Origin of the sequence: Pseudomonas sp. 43mfcvi1.1, assembly GCF_900115935.1 — a bacterium.
Lineage (GTDB): Bacteria > Pseudomonadota > Gammaproteobacteria > Pseudomonadales > Pseudomonadaceae > Aquipseudomonas > Aquipseudomonas bijieensis.
The window spans coordinates 124,977-143,250 of sequence record NZ_UETT01000017.1 but is presented as its reverse complement, the minus strand read 5'-3'; the positions used below and the strand labels follow the sequence as shown (position 1 = coordinate 143,250).

At 63.5% G+C, this 18,274-nt stretch carries 15 protein-coding genes; 8 read left to right on the top strand and 7 right to left on the bottom strand.

Annotated elements, in window-relative coordinates; all coding sequences use genetic code 11:
- Window positions 1–8: 8 nt before the first annotated feature.
- The 8 genes from DTP52_RS26845 to DTP52_RS26810 all read left to right on the top strand — a co-directional run bounded on the left by DTP52_RS26845 (window position 9) and on the right by DTP52_RS26810 (window position 11,641).
- On the top strand, window positions 9–953 hold the full coding sequence (locus DTP52_RS26845; RefSeq protein ID WP_109756071.1) for a DUF58 domain-containing protein: 945 nt from the start codon (window positions 9–11) through the stop codon (window positions 951–953).
- A complete protein-coding gene (locus DTP52_RS26840; protein WP_109756070.1) occupies window positions 950–1,444 on the top strand; it encodes a DUF4381 domain-containing protein in 495 nt (164 codons plus the stop codon). The genes DTP52_RS26845 and DTP52_RS26840 overlap by 4 nt, the downstream gene beginning before the upstream one ends.
- Complete coding sequence (locus DTP52_RS26835; protein ID WP_109756069.1) at window positions 1,437–2,516, top strand: VWA domain-containing protein; 1,080 nt, start codon at window positions 1,437–1,439, stop codon at window positions 2,514–2,516. Before DTP52_RS26840 ends, DTP52_RS26835 begins: the two co-directional genes overlap by 8 nt.
- Window positions 2,513–4,249 (top strand): tetratricopeptide repeat protein, encoded by a 1,737-nt coding sequence (locus DTP52_RS26830; protein ID WP_109756068.1) that lies wholly within the window; start codon window positions 2,513–2,515, stop codon window positions 4,247–4,249. The genes DTP52_RS26835 and DTP52_RS26830 overlap by 4 nt, the downstream gene beginning before the upstream one ends.
- Entirely contained in the window at window positions 4,246–5,883 is a 1,638-nt protein-coding gene (locus DTP52_RS26825) for a BatD family protein (RefSeq protein WP_109756067.1), read from the top strand. Before DTP52_RS26830 ends, DTP52_RS26825 begins: the two co-directional genes overlap by 4 nt.
- A gap of 276 nt (window positions 5,884–6,159) precedes the next feature.
- Entirely contained in the window at window positions 6,160–7,404 is a 1,245-nt protein-coding gene (locus tag DTP52_RS26820; protein ID WP_109756066.1) for an exonuclease SbcCD subunit D C-terminal domain-containing protein, read from the top strand.
- Complete coding sequence (locus tag DTP52_RS26815; protein WP_109756065.1) at window positions 7,401–11,042, top strand: AAA family ATPase; 3,642 nt, start codon at window positions 7,401–7,403, stop codon at window positions 11,040–11,042. The genes DTP52_RS26820 and DTP52_RS26815 overlap by 4 nt, the downstream gene beginning before the upstream one ends.
- A complete protein-coding gene (locus DTP52_RS26810; protein ID WP_109756064.1) occupies window positions 11,039–11,641 on the top strand; it encodes a glutathione S-transferase in 603 nt (200 codons plus the stop codon). Before DTP52_RS26815 ends, DTP52_RS26810 begins: the two co-directional genes overlap by 4 nt.
- Window positions 11,642–11,827: 186 nt before the next feature.
- Here the strand turns inward: DTP52_RS26810 and DTP52_RS31455 are convergent, their stop codons facing one another.
- From DTP52_RS31455 to DTP52_RS26780, 7 genes are all read right to left on the bottom strand, one after another.
- Window positions 11,828–11,953, bottom strand: a complete 126-nt coding sequence (locus DTP52_RS31455; protein WP_256594285.1) for a hypothetical protein — start codon at window positions 11,951–11,953, stop codon at window positions 11,828–11,830.
- Between the two features lie 173 nt (window positions 11,954–12,126).
- Window positions 12,127–12,306 (bottom strand): hypothetical protein, encoded by a 180-nt coding sequence (locus tag DTP52_RS26805; RefSeq protein WP_109756063.1) that lies wholly within the window; start codon window positions 12,304–12,306, stop codon window positions 12,127–12,129.
- 156 nt (window positions 12,307–12,462) lie between these two features.
- Window positions 12,463–13,638, bottom strand: coding sequence for a lactonase family protein (locus tag DTP52_RS26800; RefSeq protein WP_109756062.1), 1,176 nt, complete (start codon window positions 13,636–13,638; stop codon window positions 12,463–12,465).
- Window positions 13,625–13,963, bottom strand: coding sequence for a DUF5629 family protein (locus tag DTP52_RS26795; protein ID WP_109756061.1), 339 nt, complete (start codon window positions 13,961–13,963; stop codon window positions 13,625–13,627). The genes DTP52_RS26800 and DTP52_RS26795 overlap by 14 nt, the downstream gene beginning before the upstream one ends.
- A 196-nt stretch (window positions 13,964–14,159) precedes the next feature.
- On the bottom strand, window positions 14,160–15,740 hold the full coding sequence (locus DTP52_RS26790) for an aldehyde dehydrogenase (NADP(+)) (protein ID WP_109756060.1): 1,581 nt from the start codon (window positions 15,738–15,740) through the stop codon (window positions 14,160–14,162).
- A gap of 12 nt (window positions 15,741–15,752) precedes the next feature.
- Window positions 15,753–16,745 carry an AraD1 family protein gene (gene araD1 / locus DTP52_RS26785; RefSeq protein ID WP_109756059.1) on the bottom strand — a complete coding sequence of 331 codons (993 nt, stop codon included), beginning with the start codon at window positions 16,743–16,745 and terminating at the stop codon, window positions 15,753–15,755.
- A 158-nt stretch (window positions 16,746–16,903) separates the two neighbouring features.
- Entirely contained in the window at window positions 16,904–18,226 is a 1,323-nt protein-coding gene (locus DTP52_RS26780) for an MFS transporter (RefSeq protein ID WP_109756058.1), read from the bottom strand.
- Window positions 18,227–18,274: the final 48 nt, after the last annotated feature.

The window sequence follows — 18,274 nt, the reverse complement described above, 5'->3', positions numbered from 1 at the left end:
TATGAGTCATGAATAACCCACTGACGCCCGCACCGGGCATCCGCGTCAGCCTTTCGGAGCTGATCGAGATGCGCCATCGCGTGCGCGAGGTGCAGTTGTTCTCGACACCCGGCCAGCGCAGCCCGTTGATCGGCCTGCATCACTCCAAGCTGCGCGGACGCGGGGTGGACTTCGACCAGGTACGGGTCTACCAGGCCGGCGACGATGTGCGCACCATTGACTGGCGTGTCACCGCCCGGACCCAGGAGCCGCATACCAAACTGTTCCACGAAGAACGCGAGCGACCGATCTTCATCATGATCGAGCAAAGCCACCGGCTGTTCTTCGGCTCGGGGCTGATGTTCAAATCGGTGCTCGCCGCCCAGGCCGCCAGTCTGATCGGCTGGGCCGCGCTGGGACACAATGACCGGGTCGGCGGCCTGGTGTTCGGCAATAACACCCATTACGAGGTCAAACCGCGGCGCAGCAAACAGAGCCTGTTGCAATTGCTCAACCGGCTGGTGCGGGTCAATCAGTCACTGCACACCGAGGGCGAGCCGGACCGCGACTCGTTCGGCATCGCCCTGCGCCGGGCCCGGGAAGTGCTGCGGCCCGGCAGCCTGGTGATCGTGATTTGCGACGAGCGTGCGTTGTCCGACAGCGCCGAGCAGCAACTGAGCCTGCTGTCTCGCCATTGCGACCTGCTGCTGTTGCCGTTGTCGGACCCACTGGACCATGCCCTGCCCGCCGCCGGCCTGTTGCGTTTCGCCCAACGTGGTTCACAGTTGGAGCTCGACACCCTGAATTTCGAACTGCGCCAGGCCTATCGCGCCCAGGCCGAGGCGCGCCAGGAGCGCTGGGAACTGCTGACGCAGAAACTGCGGATCCTGATGATGCCCTTGAGTACCCAGGGCGACATGGTCGAACAACTGCGTGAATACCTGAACCCCAAGCGGGCCGGGAAAAGCCGATGAGCAATCTGGATCAATTGCAGCCGCTGATGGCACCGCCCCCCATTGGTTTCTGGCCGCCCGCGCCAGGCTGGTGGTTGCTGCTGGTGGTATTGCCGTTGCTGGGTCTGGGGCTGTGGCAATTGCGCCGGTTCATTCCGACCCAGCGCACCACCGTCCGTAGCGAACAACCCCTGGACCCGGTGCGCCTGGCCGCCCTGGCCGAACTCGCCCGGCTGCCCAAGCCCTACGACGGCGCACCGGCCGGTGCCTGGCTGCAACAGCTCAACGGACTGCTCAAGCGCCTGTGTCGCAACCATTATCCCTACAGCCAGAGCCACACCCTCAACGGGCGTAAATGGCTGGCCTTCCTGGATAACCGTTGCCCGGCCGCCGGCCTGACGCGCTGGATGGTACTGGTGGAAGGCGCCTACAAGCCCGAATGCAAGCTCGACGACAAAGCCATCGCCGGCCTGACCCAGGCAGTCGAAATCTGGATCCGCAAACATGTTTGAGTTCGCCTGGCCGTGGGTGTTCGCCCTGTTGCCGCTGCCCTGGCTGATGCGCCTGGTGCTGCCGGCGGCCGACAGTGGCGAGCCGGCGCTCAAGGTCAGCTTCCTTGGGGACCTGGAAGGCCTGGTGGGCCGTCGAGCCCGGGCCAATCTGCCGACCTGGCGGCAACAGGCGCCCTTTATCCTGCTTTGGCTGCTGTTGCTGATCGCCGCGGCACGACCGCAGTGGCTGGGGGAGCCGTTGCCCATTGCCGCCAGCGGCCGTGATCTGTTGGTGGCGGTGGATGTCTCGGGCTCCATGGACTTTCCCGACATGCAGTGGAAAGACGAAGAAGTCAGTCGCCTCGCGCTGGTCCAGCATATGCTCGGGGACTTTCTCGAAGGGCGCGAAGGTGACCGGGTCGGCCTGATCCTGTTCGGCAGCCAGGCCTACTTGCAGGCACCGCTGACTTTCGACCGGCGCACCGTGCGCCATTGGCTCGATGAGGCGCGCATCGGCATTGCCGGCAAGAATACCGCCATCGGCGACGCCATTGGCCTGGCCCTCAAGCGCCTGCGCCAGCGGCCGGCCCACAGTCGCGTATTGATCCTGGTCACCGACGGTGCCAACAACGGCGGCGAAATCGACCCGCTGACCGCCGCGCGCCTGGCCGCCGATGAAGGCGTGAAAATCTACCCGATCGGCATCGGTGCCGACCCGGAACAAAGCGGCACGGCAGGCTTTCTCGGTGTCAACCCGAGCCTGGACCTCGACGAAGCGACCCTCAAGGATATCGCCCAGGCCACCGGCGGCCGCTATTTTCGGGCCCAGGACGGTGAGCAATTGCTGGCGATCAAGACCACCCTCGACCAGCTCGAACCGGTGACCCAGCAACCGACCCAGGCCCGCCCTGCCCTGGCGCTGTATCACTGGCCCCTGGCCGTGGCCCTGCTGCTGAGCATGTTGCTGGTGGCCCGGGCGCGCTGGCCGGACAATCCGTTGCAGCGCCTGTTCAACCAGCCGCTGTTCCAGCCGGCCCAACACACCGAGTGGCGCCAGCGGCTCAAGCGCCTGCGCTTGCGGAGGCGTCGATGATCGCCCTCTGGCCACACTGGCTGCGCCCCTGGTTCGTGTTGCTGCTGCCGTTGCTGGGCTGGTTGCTCTGGCAACTGTGGCATCGACAGAAACGGGTGGGCCGCTGGCAGATGATCCTGCCGCCGGCCTTCCATGCCGTGCTGCTCAGTGGTGGCAGCGGCCGTGAAAGCCGGTTGCCATGGATTGCCCTGGGCCTGGGTTGGCTGTTGATCGTGCTGGCGTTGCTCGGGCCAAGTTGGGCGCGGGTCGAACAGACCAGCCAGAAACCCGCCGACCCGCTGGTGGTGGTACTGGAACTGACCCCGGAAATGCTCGCCACCGATGTCCCGCCCACGCGCCTGGAACAAGCCCGGCGCAAGGTCCTGGACCTGCTGCACAACCGCAGCGATGCCCAGACCGCGATCATCGTCTATGCCGGCAGCGCCCACACGCTGGTGCCGCTGTCCGACGACCTGTCCACCAGCGCCAACCTGCTCGAAGCCCTCGCCCCGTCGATCATGCCCCAAGGCGGTAATCGTGCCGACCTGGCGGTCCACAAGGCCATGGCCCTGCTGGATCAGGGTGAGCTCGGCCACGGCCGGATCCTGCTGATCGGTTCGTCGCTGAACGAGCAGGAACGTGCAGGCATTCGCCAGGTACTGGATGGCTCCGCCACCCAATGGCTGATGCTGGGTATCGGTACCCGGGAAGGCGCACCGGTGGCCCAGGAAGATGGCAGTTACCTCAAGGATGCCCAGGGTGCGATCCTGGTGCCACGGTTGGACAGCCCGGGCCTCAAGGCCTTCGCCAACGAGTTGGACGGCCGCTACCGGCCGGCGCGGCTGGACGATAGCGACCTGCGTGGCCTGGGCCTGCTGGACGGTCCTCGCCACCTGCGCAGCGATGGGCAAACGTTGCGCCTGGACACCTGGGCCGACCAGGGCTATTGGCTGCTCCTGCCCCTGTTGCTGCTGGCCGCCTGCGCCGGGCGGCGAGGCTGGCTGTTCTGCCTGCCGTTGCTGTTCGTGTTGCCGCAGACTGGCCACGCCTTCGAATTCCAGGACCTGTGGTTGCGCGCCGACCAACAGGGCCAGCACTTACTCAAGCAAAAACGCCCCGCCGAGGCCGCCGCGCATTTCGAGGACAGCCAGTGGCAAGGTGTTGCCCTGTACGAAGCCGGCCAATACAGCGAAGCCGCCCGGCGCTTCGCCGAAGGCAACGACGCCCGCGCGCACTACAATCGTGGCAACGCCCTGGCCCGCAGCGGTGAACTGGAAGCAGCGCTGGATGCCTATGAGCAAGCCTTGGAGTTGCAGCCCGACCTGCGCCCTGCCCAGACCAACAGGGCCCTGGTGCAGAGCCTGTTGAACGAGCAGGCACCGCCGGCGCCAGAACCCAAGCCCAACGAAAGCAAGGAACCGGGCCCCGCCGAGCAAGCGCCGGATGCCGATTCACCCAGCCAGTCTTCCGAACCGGGGCAGCCCTCCTCCGAGGCAACCGCGACGCCGGACGAATCCCAGCCCCCGCGAACGGCACAACCGCCCACCGCCCAGGATGTACCGGGCAGCGAGCTACCGGACGAGCAGACCACCACCCCGCCGCTGCGCCCCGCCGCCGGCCAGCGCAATGAAGAAGAACAACGCCAGGCCCTGGAACAATGGCTGCGCCAGATCCCGGACAATCCTGGCGAGCTGCTCAGGCGTAAATTCTGGTATGAACAGCAAAGCCATCAGGCCCAGGGAAAAACCCCATGACCCGCTTCACCGCCTACCTACTCATCTTGCTGCTCTGGGCCTCTGGAACCCAGGCTGCACAGCTGACTGCCAGTGTCGATCGCAGCCGCCTGAACTCCGGGGAAACGGTGGAACTGACCCTGGAATCCAACGATGCCACGTTGTTCGGCAAACCCGACCTCGGCCCGCTCCAGGCCCTGTTCGACGTGCGCGGCACCCGCCAGGTCAACCAGTTGACGACCCTCGACGGTGAGAACCGCGCCACCACCCGCTGGATCATTACCCTGCTGCCACGCCAGAGCGGCACCGTGATCATTCCCCCGCTGCAACTGGGCGAGGTGACCAGCCAGCCGATCACCTTGCAAGTGATCGAAAGCGAAACCCGCAACGCATCGGGGACCCTGGCGCCGGTGTTCATCGAGGCCAGTCTCGACCAGACCCACGTGTACGTGCAGGCCCAGGCGATCCTGACCCTGCGCATCTACCATTCGGTGTCGCTGTACGACGACAGCAGCCTGACGCCGTTGCACATCCCCGATGCTCGCACCGAACAACTGGGCGAATCGCGCACTTATGAAAAGGTCATCAACGATGTGCGCCACGGCGTGATCGAACTGCGCTACGGCATCTACCCGCAGCGCAGCGGTGAACTGACGATTCCGGCCCAGACCTTCAGCGCCACCCTGGTCGAGCCGGTGGCCCAGGACGCGGTGCCTTCGGGGCCGAAACCCGGCCAACTGATGCGCGTCAGTTCCGAGCAACTGCGGCTGACCGTCAACCCCAAGCCCGCCAGCTACCCAGCCGATGTGCCCTGGCTGCCAGCACGCAGTCTGTCCTTGAGCGAGAGCTGGAGCCCCGAACCGACTCACAGCCAGGTCGGCGATTCCCTGACCCGCAGCCTGACCCTGGAAGCCGAAGGCCTGGCCAGTGCCCAGTTGCCGCCCCTCCCGGCCACCGAGATCAATGGCTTGCGGCGCTATCCGGACCAGCCGGTACTCAGCAGCCGCAGCAGTGAACGCGGGCTGGTGGGCAGCCGCGAAGACCGCGAGGCGCTGGTGCCCAACCGCAGCGGCACCATCGAATTGCCACCGGTGGAAGTGGTCTGGTGGAACACCCTGGAAGACCACCTGGACCGCACCAGCCTGCCGGCGCGGACCCTGCAAGTGGCGAACAACCCAAGCCTGATGGTGGATACGCCGGCGGGTACGACGCAGATCGTGACGACGGTCGACAGCGAGACCCTGTGGTATTGGCAACTGAGCACTTTCATCCTGGCTTGCACGACACTGCTCGGCTTTGGCTTGTGGTGGCGCGCCCGTTGGCAACCGGCCATCCTGCGCTCGACCCAGGCTGGGCCGAGCCCGCGCACTCTGCTGGACGACCTCAAGCGCGCCTGCCTGGCCAACGATCCACACGCCACCCGCCAGGCCCTGGACGCCTGGGCCCGGCAGCAACCGGAAACCCTGGCCGACATGGCCGCGCGGTTCGTGCCGTTGTCCGACGCCCTCGACGGCCTCAACGGCGCGCTCTACAGCGAAACCGGCCAGCACTGGCAAGGCGAAGACCTGTGGCGCGCCATCCGCACCATCCCGCCCACCGAAGGGGCGCTGGATTCGGCCGGTGATTCGGGATTGCCGCCGCTTTATCCTAAATAAACCGCTCCTTTTTGTAGCTTTCGAGCTTTTGAGCTTTTGAGCTTTTGAGCTTTTGAGCTTTTGTGGCGAGGGAGCTTGCTCCCGCTCGATTGCGCAGCAATCGCAAAACAAGGGCCGCTGCGCAGCCCAGCGGGAGCAAGCTCCCTCGCCACAGGATTGCGCTGCAGCAGATACCTCGAAGTTGAACAAGTCCTCCCCCCAGTTTCCCAGTAAACTCTGCTTCTTTTAGCCGCCCTTCTCTTCACCGCGGCCATCATCTGTTTCCTGGAGTTTACCTTGCGTCTGTTTCACACCTCCGACTGGCACCTGGGGCAAAACCTGCACGGCCAGGAGCGCGATTTCGAACACGCCTGTTTCCTCGACTGGCTGCTGCGTCAGCTGACCCACGAAAAACCCGACGTACTGCTGATCGCCGGGGATATCTTCGACACCGTCAACCCACCGGTCAAAGCCCAGGAGCGGCTGTACGATTTCATCGTCAGCGCCCATGAACAAAACGCCAACCTGACCATCGTGATGATCGCCGGCAACCATGACTCCGGCTCGCGGATCGAGTTGCCGGCGCCGCTGATGCGCCGCTTGCGCACCCACGCCCTGGGCCGGGTCTTGTGGCTGGACGACGGTCAATTGGATGTCGAGCGCCTGCTGCTGCCATTGCCCGACGCCAAGGGCAAGGTCAAGGCGTGGTGCCTGGCCCTGCCGTTCCTGCGGCCCGCCGAAGTCACCGGCGCGCAACTGGGTGACGACTACCTGCGCGGTATCGGCCAGGTCCATGAATGGCTGATCGCCGCCGCCAACAGCAAGCGCAAGAAAGGCCAGGCCCTGATCGCCATCAGTCACGCACACATGGCCGGCGGTTCGGTGTCCGAGGATTCCGAACGCAGCCTGATCATCGGCAACGCCGAGGCCCTGCCCGCCAGCCTGTTCGGCCCCACCATCAGCTACGTCGCCCTCGGCCACTTGCACAAGCCGCAGAAGGTCAACGGTGAAGAACGGATCCGCTACAGTGGCTCGCCGATCCCGCTGTCATTCTCGGAGATCGGCTATCAGCATCAGATCCTCGACATCACCCTGGACGGCGACACCCTGGTCAAGGTCGAGCCACGCCTGATTCCCCGGGCCGTCAACCTGCAACGCCTGGGCCCGGCGCCGCTGGCCGAGATCCTGGTGCAACTCAAGGACCTGCCGGACATCGACCTGTTGGCCGATGTCCAGCGCCAACCCTGGCTAGAAGTGCGGGTGCGCCTCGACGAACCGCAGCCGGACTTGCGTCATCAGGTTGAAACCGCGCTGCAAGGCAAGGCCGTACGCCTGGTACGGATCGCTGCCGAATACGCCGGCAACGGTGGCACCGGCAGTGCTGATGACGGCGGCGCGCTGGTGGAGCTGGATCAACTCAGCCCGCAGGAGCTGTTCAGCCGCGCCTGGCTGGACACCTACGGCAACGAAGTGGACGAACAGACCCTCAAGGATTTTGCTGTGCTGTTGCAAGACGTGCAGATGGAGAGCGAGCAACCATGAAGATTCTCGCGATCCGCCTCAAGAACCTGGCGTCCCTGGCCGGGCCTTTTGAAATCGATTTCACCGCCGAACCCTTGGCCAGCGCCGGCCTGTTCGCCATCACCGGCCCCACCGGCGCCGGCAAGAGCACCCTGCTCGACGCCTTGTGCCTGGCGCTGTTCGGCGCCGTGCCACGTCTCAATAACACCGGACGCGACGCCAAGGTGCCGGACGTCGATGGCGAGATCGCCACGGGCGACCCGCGCACGCTGTTGCGCCGTGGGACCGGCGATGGCTATGCCGAAGTGGATTTTCGCGGCATCGACGGGCGCCGCTATCGCGCCCGCTGGGAAGCCAATCGCGCCCGGGAAAAGGCCGGTGGCAAGTTGCAAGCCAGCCGCCAGAGCCTGCGGAACCTGGACAACGATCAACTGCTGGCGAGCCAGAAAGGCGAATACAAGGCCCAGCTCGAAGCCGCCCTGGGCCTGAACTTCGAACAGTTCACCCGCGCCGTGCTGCTGGCCCAAAGCGAGTTCAGCGCGTTCCTCAAGGCCGATGACAACGACCGCAGCGAACTGCTGGAAAAACTCACCGACACCGCCCTGTACACCCGCCTCGGCCGCCGTGCCTTCGACAAGGCCAAGCAAGCCAAGGAAACCCACAAGCAGTTGCAGGACCAGGCTACCGGCGTGACACCGCTGGCCCCGGAGGCCCGGGCCGAGCTGGACCAGCGCTTCAACGACGCCCAGCAACAGCTCAAGGCCCAACAGGCACAACTCAAGCAGTTGGAGTTGCAACACACCTGGCTCAAGGACCTGCGCCAGTTGCAGGACGAACAGACCAGCGCCGCCGAGCAGCTGCAACAGGCCCAGGTCGATTGGGACGCGCTGGCCGACGAACGCCTGAAACTGACCCGCCTGGAACAACTGGCCCCCCAGCGACATCAGTTCATTCGCCAGACGGAACTGACCCGCCAGCTCGAACCGTTGGCGGTGCAGATCCAGCAACTCACCCAGCAGCAGATCGACTTGCAGGCACAGCAGACCACGCTGGAGAAGGACCTGGCCAATGCGCAACTGGCACTGACCACCGCTCGCCAGCACAGCAGCGACAGCGCGCCGTTGCTGCGTCAGGCCTTCGACGAGCAAAGTACCCTCGCCCGCCTCGCCAGGGACGTCAGCCAGAGCGCCGAGCGCCAGGAACAGGCGCAACAAGCTTGCAGCGAAGGCCAACGCACGATTGACAGCCTGCTCGAACAGCAAAGGCTGGTGGCCGAGCGCTTGCAGCGGATCGCCGGCGAACTTGAACAAAGCACGCACCTGGCACCGCTGAGCGATGCCTGGAACGCCTATCGCGATCGCCTCCAACAACTGATGCTGATCGGCAATCGCTTGAACAAGGGCCAGGCCGAACTCACCGCCCTGGAACAAAGCGCCGCGCGCGCCGTCGAGGCGCTGGCAAACCAGCGACAAAACCTCGAAGTGCTCTATAAAGAAGCCGGCGCTGAACCGGAAGCGGTGGCCGAACAGATCCAGTTGCTCGGCAACCTGCTGCAAGACAACCGCAAGCAACTACGCGCCTTCGAAGACCTGACCCGGTTGTGGGCCAGTCAGCAAGAGTTGGACAAACGCGGGGCCGAGCTTGAGCAGCGCCAGCAACGAGCGCTGCAGGAACGTGACCGGCTGGTGCGTGAAGGCGGCGAAGCCAAGGCCGAACTGACCATTGCCGAACAGACCCTGACCGTCACCCGGGAACTGCTGGAGCGTCAGCGCCTGGCCCGCAGTGAAAGCGTCGAGCAACTGCGCGCGCAGTTGCAGGACGAGCAACCGTGCCCGGTGTGCGGCAGCGTCGAGCATCCTTACCATCAGCCCGAAGCCCTGCTGCAAAGCCTCGGGCGCTTCGATGAAACCGAAGAGGCCAACGCCCGCAAGGCCGTCGACCTGCTCAATGAAAAAGTCATCGACCTGCGGGCCCAATACAGTGGCGTCATCGCCCAGTTCAAGGAGCTCAAGCAGCAGCAGGAACAACTCGCCGCCCAGCAACAAAGCCTGGCGCCCAGCCTTGAAGCCCACCCGCTGTCGACGCAATTGCTGGCCCAGGATTCGAACAAACGCGACGCCTGGCTGGCGCAACAGGACAGCCAGTTGCACCAGCGCATCAACCAGGACGAACAACGACAAACCGCCCTGCTGACCCTGCAACAGGACGCCGCGCGCCTGGCGCAGCAACTGCGCAATGCCGAAACGGCCAGCCAGCAGGCATCACAACAACTGAGCAACCAGCAGCAGGAACTGGCCCGTGATCGCCAGCGCCTGGACGATGAGTTGCATCACTTCAGCGCCTTGTTGCCAGCAGACACGTTGCAGGCCTTGCGCACCGAGCCCGCCGCTACCTTCATGCAGCTCGACCAGCAGATCGCCCAACGCCTGGAGCAATTGGAACAGCAGCGTGACGAACTCGGCGAACAACTCCAGCGTCAGCAAACCCTGGAGAAGGAACAGGACCGCCAGCAGACCCGCGTGCAGCAATTGGAATCGGCGCAGCAGCAATTCAAGGCCCTGACCGAACAACATCACGCTTGCCAGGAAAAACTCACACACCTGCTGGGCTCACACGCCAGCGCCGAACAGTGGCAGCAACAACTCGATCAGGCCCTGGAACAGGCTCGTCTTGGCGAAGCAGCGGCCAATCAACAGCTGCAGCAATTGCGCAACAACCTCGTGCAACTGGCCGCCGAACTCAAGGCCCGGCAGGAACAGGCCCAGTCCCTGGACAGCGAACTGCAGGCGCTGGCAACGGGCATCGCGCAATGGCGCACGACCCATCCCGAACTGGACGACGCCTCTCTCGAGGCCCTGCTCAGCCTCGACGAACAGCACGTCAGCCAGTTGCGCCAACGCTTGCTCAACAGCGAGAAAGCCATCGAACAGGCCCGCGTACTGCTCACCGAACGCGAGCAGCGCCTGCAAAACCACCAGGCCCAGCACAACGGCAACCTGGCGCCCGAACAACTCGCCCAGGCCCTCGCCGACTTGCAGGCCCAATTCGCCGTCAGCGAACAGCGTTGCGCCGAATTGCGCGCCGACCAGGCCGAGGACCAGCGCCGACAGAATGCCAACCAGGCCCTGGCCCAGCAGATCGACCAGGCCTACACCGAGTACCAACGCTGGGCACGCCTGGATGCGCTGATCGGCTCGGCCACCGGCGACCGCTTCCGCAAGCTGGCCCAGGCCTACAACCTCGATTTGCTGGTGCACCACGCCAACGCCCAACTGAGGCAGTTGGTGCGCCGCTACCGGCTCAAGCGTGGCGGCAGCATGCTCGGGCTGCTGGTGATGGACACGGAAATGGGCGATGAACTGCGCTCGGTGCATTCGTTGTCCGGCGGCGAGACTTTCCTGGTCTCCCTCGCCCTGGCGTTGGGCCTGGCCTCGATGGCGTCCAGCACCCTGAAGATCGAATCGCTGTTCATCGACGAAGGTTTTGGCAGCCTCGATCCTGAATCCCTGCAACTGGCGATGGACGCCCTCGACGGACTGCAGGCCCAAGGTCGCAAGGTCGCGGTGATTTCCCACGTGCAGGAAATGCACGAGCGGATCCCGGTACAGATCCAGGTCCGGCGTCAGGGCAACGGCTTAAGCACGGTGGAGGTGACATGAGCCACGCCACGCTCTATTCCTTCCGGCGCTGTCCCTACGCGATGCGGGCGCGCATGGCATTGCGCTATAGCGCGGTCGAGGTGGAGATTGTCGAGGTCAGCCTGAAGGCCAAGCCAGCCGAGATGCTCGCACTTTCCAGCAAAGGCACGGTGCCGGTGCTGCAGGTCGATGGTCGGGTGATCGATGAAAGCCTGGATATCATGCGCTGGGCCTTGGCGCAGCAGGACCCGGATAATTGGAGATTGTTCGGCGACCTCGAAGGCCAGGCGTTGACGGCAGCGTTGATCGAGGAAAACGACCAGGTGTTCAAGCTGCACTTGAATCGCTACAAATACCCCGAACGCCATCCCGAGTATCCGCAGGAACATTACCGCCGCGAGGGTGAAGACTTTCTGCGCCGCCTGGAGGCATTGCTTGCAACCCGGCCGTTTCTGGCGGCGGAACACCAGAGCCTGGCGGATGTGGCGCTGATGCCGTTCGTGCGCCAGTTCGCCCATGTCGACCGTGAATGGTTCGCCCAGGCGCCCTACCCGCGGCTACAGGACTGGTTGCAAAGGTTTCTGGAGTCCGAGCTGTTCATGGCGATAATGGCCAAGTAACTGCCTGCACACAGCCCTGTGGCGAGGGGCACTTCTGTGGGAGCAAGGCTTGCCCGCGATGCAGACGCCTCAGTCCCTGAAAAGAACCGCGTCATCGTTCATCGCGAGCAAGCTTTGCTCCCACAGAGAAAATCAACCTCCACTACGGGCAAGCCTTGCTCTCGCAAAATCTCTAAGCAGACCCACTCAGTCACTCAGCAAACTCAACAATCGCTCACGCGCCACTTCCAACTCAGCGGAATCCGGCTGAGCGGCTGAAACAATTGGAGTCGAGTAGAGAAACAGCAGCATCACTGCCAGACGCATCGCCATGGTGTCGATCCTTATCGGTAAAGGAGTCAATTTGTCAGCGCCAAATTTAAACACATGGCCAAGTGATATTACAGTAGGATTTCACTGGAAACGGCGAAGCCTGCGATCTTTTCTCTCCACCTGAACGTCAGGGAAGATGAAAAGATCGCAGGCTTCTGTCGTTGGGCGATATTTCAGTGTTGGGTCTTGTGGTCCAACGCGGCATAGAAGTTGGCGCTTTGTTGCAGGTATTTCTCGGTGTAGCTCTGGGTGCGGTTTCTTTTGTCGCTGATCTCGATGTTGGCACTGGCTGGCAGCGCCACGGTGGCGGAGATAGCGGAAGCGGCGATTACAGAGAAGAGATTCAGATTCATGGCGGTAGACCTCGGATTCAGTTGGCTGGCTTGCCCGGTTGGGCCGTGAAGCAAACTTACGCGCCGAGGCGTCTCGTCTTGAAATGCTTTGTAGTACTAGCGAATATCAGTCTCGTTGATACAACGGCGCAGGCCACGAAAAACGCGGCCTGCGGTCTATTGACGGACGATGAACTTCAGGTCGCTGGGGGCATCCACCGGCAATTTCTGCACGGTTTTACCCAGCAGGCCGGTCTTGGAATCGCGCTCGAGCACCACGATCTGGTTGCTCTTCTGGTTGGCGATCAGCAGGAACTTGCCACTCGGATCGAGACTGAACTCCCGAGGATGATCGCCTTCGACCGAGCGACGCTGAAGCTCTTTCAGCGTGCCGGCGACCGGGTCGATGGCGAACACCAGTATTTCATTGGTGGTGCCACGATTGCTGACGTAGAGAAACTTCCCGTCCCCGGAAGCATGCAGCGCGGCTGCCGCCCTACCCGGCTGAGGTTTGCCAGCCGCCAGGTCGACCAATTGGCGCTGGGTCAGGTGTCCGTCCTGGTAATCGAACACGGCCACTTGCGCGCTCATTTCCATGGTCAGCCAGGCATGCTTGCCATCGGCGCTGAACAGCAGGTGACGCGGGCCGCTGCCGGGTGGTAACTGCACGAAGGCAGGGTCGGCGGCAGTCAACGGTAGTTCGGGATTGGCCTTGGGGTCATAGCGGTAGATGAACACCTTGTCCGCCCCCAGGTCGTTGGCGAATACGTACTTGCCATCGGGCGAGGACACGGCGGCATGCACATGGGCCGACATCTGCCGCTCGGGATTGACCCGGCTCGGCTGATGGCTGCTCAACTGCACCGGGGGTGACAACTTGCCGTCAGCGGCCACCGGCAACACTGCCAGGGTGCCACCCGGGTCTTCCACCACCGAATAGTTGCTGACCAGCAAATGACGGCCATCGCCGCTGAGGCTGGAATGAGTCGGCTCGTTGCCCAGGGACTGCACCTGGTTGATCAGGCTCAGTTCGTGGGTCTTCGGGTCGATGGTGTAGCTACTGACCTTACCCACCGGGTCTCTCTGGCCCGGACCGTTTTCGTTGACCACGAACAGCCGGGTCATGTCCTTGGAAAGGGTCAGCCACGAAGGGTTGTCCGTCTTGATGACTTGCAAGGGATTGGCATCGAGCAGGCCGGTGCGGCTGTCGAATTGCAAGCGGTAGATGCCCTGGCTCTGGCCGGCGGTGTAGGACCCCACCAGCAGTTGATGACGCTCGTTGGTATCGGCCTGAACGCCCATGGCACCCAAGCTGCCGGCCATCAACAGCGGCCAGAAACTACGCATCTTCATGTTCCTCATCCTCATCGTCGTGGCCGCTGGTCGCTTCCACGCACTCCAAGTGGTGGTCGCCCGAATCGCTGGTGATGATCCAGTGATTCTCGGCTTTGTCGAACGTCGCGGCCTGCATTTGCGTCGGCGTGAAACGCCAGTGCTCGCGGGTGCGGCCGTTCATGCACTCGACGTGCAATTGCTCCTGCTCGTCGAGGTAAAAATCGAACGCGTGCAACCTGTCGATAATCAGCATGTCGCAGGATTCGAGGGCGAGCAGGAGGGGGGCGGTTACGGCAGTCATGGTGATCAGTCGGTCATTGGGAAAGTTGCCATGATAACCCAATGTGGGAGTGGGCCTTGGGCCATAAGGTTCGAAAGCACTTTCGCCTGCCAGATCGCCATCGCGAGCAGGCTCGCTCCCACACTTGGATTTTCAGCGAACACAAAACTTGTATTCACTAGAGATCCCCTGTGGAAGCGAGCCTGCTCGCGATAGCGGCAGCTCATTCAACCTCGATGCAACTGCCTCACCGCGAAGGTCAGAGCGCCTCGCGCCCCGGCACCCCATCCACCAACCGCAGGATCCCCAACGGGTTGGCATTCTTCAGCGGCTCGGGCAACAGGCTGTCGGGATAGTTCTGGAAGCACACCGGACGCAGGAAACGATCGATCGCCAAAGTCCCCACCGAAGTACCACGGGCATCCGACGTCGCCGGGTAAGGCCCGCCGTGAACCATCGAATCACACACTTCCACCCCGGTCGGATAACCGTTGAGCAGGATGCGACCGACCTTCTGTTCCAGCAACGGCGTCAATTCGCTGAAGCGTTCGAAATCCGCCGGTTCGCCGATCATCGTTGCGGTCAGTTGACCGTGCAGGCCGTTCAGCGCGGCGGTCAGTTGCGCCTGGTCGGCGACTTCGACAAACACCGTGGTCGGGCCGAACACTTCTTCTTGCAGCGCTTCGTCACCCTTGATCAACAGACTGGCGTCGGCCTTGAACAGCTGCGGCTGGGCCTGGTTGCCCTGCTGCTCGCGCCCGGCCAGGCGTTCGATGCCCGGGTGAGCCAGCAGTTTTTGCAGGCCCTTGCCGTAGCTTTGCAGCGTGCCGGCGTTGAGCATGGTCTGGGGCGCCTGGTCGCCGATCAGCGCGGCGACCTGCTGGGTGAAGGCCGTGAATTGCGGCGAGCGAATGCCAATCACCAGGCCCGGGTTGGTACAGAACTGACCGCAGCCCTGCACCACCGAAGCGGTCAGGTCGCGAGCGATACTTTCGGCGCGGGTCTCCAGCGCTTGCGGCAGCACGATCACTGGGTTGATGCTCGACATTTCGGCAAACACCGGAATCGGCTGTGGCCGTGCGGCCGCCATGTCGCACAGGGCACGCCCGCCCTTGAGGGAGCCGGTGAAGCCCACGGCCTGGATCGCCGGATGCTTGACCAGCCACTCGCCGACGCCACCGCCGTAGATCATGTTGAACACACCGGCCGGCATCGCGGACTTTTCAGCCGCACGGATAATTGCATCGGCCACGTACTCGGCGGTCGCCATGTGCCCGCTATGGGCCTTGAATACCACCGGGCAACCGGCGGCCAGGGCCGACGCCGTGTCGCCACCGGCCGTGGAGAACGCCAGGGGGAAGTTGCTGGCGCCGAACACCGCCACCGGGCCCAGGCCGATGCGGTACTGACGCAGGTCCGGACGGGGCAACGGCGTGCGCTCCGGCAAGGCCCGGTCGATGCGCGCACCGTAGAAATCGCCACGGCGCAAGACCTTGGCGAACAGACGCATCTGGCCGCTGGTGCGACCGCGCTCGCCCTGGATCCGCGCCGCCGGCAATGCGGTTTCACGGCAGACTACGGCGACGAACTCATCGCCCAGGGCATCCAGTTCATCGGCAATGGCTTCGAGGAACTCGGCGCGACGCACCGCGCTCAGGCTGCGATAGGCCGGATAAGCAGCAGCAGCGGCCTTGGCGGCGGCGTCGACTTCTTCTGCCGTGGCCTGGATGAAATCATGGGGCAAGGCCTCGCCGGTGCTGGCGTCGACGCTCTGCAGGCGAGTCTGGCCGGCCGCGCTGCGCGCCCCGCCGATGTAGTTGTGGCCAAGGATCTGGTTCATCGCAAGTCTCCTTTAAAGTGTGCCGATAGTACCCGGGTTGAACACCGCGTCCACCGGGGCAATGCCGTTGACCAGCGGCGCGCCGAACTCAGCCTGGCTGATTTCGAACACATCCCCCGGCTGCGTGCGGATGCCGTCGGCGAACGACAGGGTCGCGGTGCCGAAGAAGTGAACGTGGACATCCCCCGGGCGCAGGAACTGACTGTACTTGAAATGGTGGAATTCCAGGTTTTCCAGGCTGTGGCACATGTTCGCCTCGCCGCTGAGGAATTCGTTCTGCCACAGCACTTCGCCGTTGCGCAGGATACGACTGGTCCCGGACAGATGTTGAGGCAATTCACCCACGCGAAGTTCCGGGCCAAAACTGCAACTGCGCAATTTCGAATGGGCCAGGTACAGGTAATTCTTGCGCTCCATCACGTGGTCGGAAAACTCGTTGCCCACCGCAAAGCCCAGGCGATACGGCTTGCCGTCATGGCCGATGACATACAGGCCACTGATTTCCGGCTCCTCGCCCGCGTCTTCGGCGAACGGCGGCAGCGGGAACGGATGGCCCGGACGGACCACAATACTGCCGTCGCCCTTATAGAACCATTCCGGTTGCACACCGGCCTGCCCGGCCTCGGGCTTGCCGCCCTCCACACCCCACTTGAAGATGCGCATGGTGTCGGTCATGGTCGCTTCGTCGCCAGCCTGCTGGTGCATCTTGTCCCGGGCCGAGGCACTGCCCAGGTGGGTCAGGCCGGTGCCGCTGACCAGCAGGTGCGCCGGGTCCGGGTGATCCAGTGGAGGCAGGATGCGCAGCTCAGCGAGCAACCGCGCGTAGTCATGGCTGGCACCCAAGCCCAGGCTGTTGACCTGCTGCTCAAGCTTCACACCGGCCTTGATGGCCGCCAGCGCCAGGTCGCGCACGCTCCCGGCGCCCTGCACTTCCCGTACTTGCTGGCCGTCGACCACACCGACGCGGCGCTCGCCGTCAGGCAATTCGAACTGAACTAAACGCATGGATTTTCTCCCTGTAAACAAAACTTGAATTCGGTGCGGTCCCCTGTGGGAGCGGGCCTGCTCGCGATGCGATCTCACAGTCGACATCATGGGTGAATGTAAAACCGCTATCGCGAGCAGGCTCGCTCCCACAGTTTGATCGGGGTCGACCCGCAAATTTATGTACGCGTTGCCCCCCGGGCGCTGGCCGCGAATTGATCCGCCGGCAGCACATGCTTGCGCTCCAGCAACCGATACACCACGCCGGTCAACACCAGGCCAAAGACCATCACACCCGACAGGAAATACAGCCCCGAAGCCAGGTTGCCGGTGTACTCCTTCAACGCGCCGATCACGAACGGCCCGACGTAACCACCCAGGTTGCCCACCGAGTTGATCAGCGCGATACCCGCCGCCGCACTGGCGCCGGCAAAGAATCGCCCGGGCAAGGTCCAGAACACCGCCGTGCAGGAAAACAGCGCGAACGCCACCAGGCACAGCGCCGCCAATTGCAACACCGGCACCGACAACCAGGCGCTGAGGAACAGGCCGATGGCGCCCAGCACGTACAACACGGCCAGGTGACCGTAGCGATCGTTCAGGCGGTCGGAACTGCGGGGAATGATCAGCAGGCCGACGATGCCGAAGATGTACGGCACCGACGACACGAAGCCGGTCACCAAATCACTGCCGCCGAACTGTTTGATCAGCGTTGGCAGCCACAAGCCCAGGCCGTAAATGCTCAAGGTCACCGGCAGATAGAACAGTGCCAGCAGCAAGACACGCTTGTCTTTCAAGGCGTGCAGCGGGTTGCCATGGCGAGTCTGACCATATTCCTGCAAGTCTTTTTTCAGCTCACCGGTCAGCCAGTCCTTCTCGGCCTGGTCCATCCATTTCACTTGTTGCGGGCCATCCGGCAGGTAACGCAGCACCGGCCAGGTCAACAGCACCGCTGGCAGGCCGATGACGATGAACAGCCACTGCCAGCCGTGCAGGCCAAGGATGCCGTCCATGCCCAGCAAGCCACCGGACACCGGGCCGGTGATCATCATCGCGATGGGTTGGGAAAGAATGAACAGGCCCAGGATCTTGCCGCGATGGCGCACCGGAAACCATTGGGTGATGTAGTACAGCACGCCCGGGAAGAACCCGGCTTCGGCCGCGCCCAGCAAAAAGCGCATCACATAGAAGCTATGCGGGCCTTGGACGAACGCCATGCCGATGGTGATGGCGCCCCAGGTGATCATGATCCGGGCGAACCAGCGCCGGGCTCCGAAGCGTTCGAGCATCAGGTTGCTGGGGATCTCCAGCAGGAAATACCCGATGAAAAACAGCCCTGCGCCCAGGCCGTAGGCGGCATCGCCAATACCGATGTCAGCGCCCATGTGCAGCTTGGCAAAGCCCACGGCGGAGCGGTCTACATAGGCGATCAGGTACAGCAGGATCAGGAAGGGAATCAGTTTCAGCGTGATGCGACGAATAAGCCGCAATTCCTGGCTCATGGGACCGGTCTCCGATTGTTGTTGTTATGGAACCTCGGGGGATTTCTC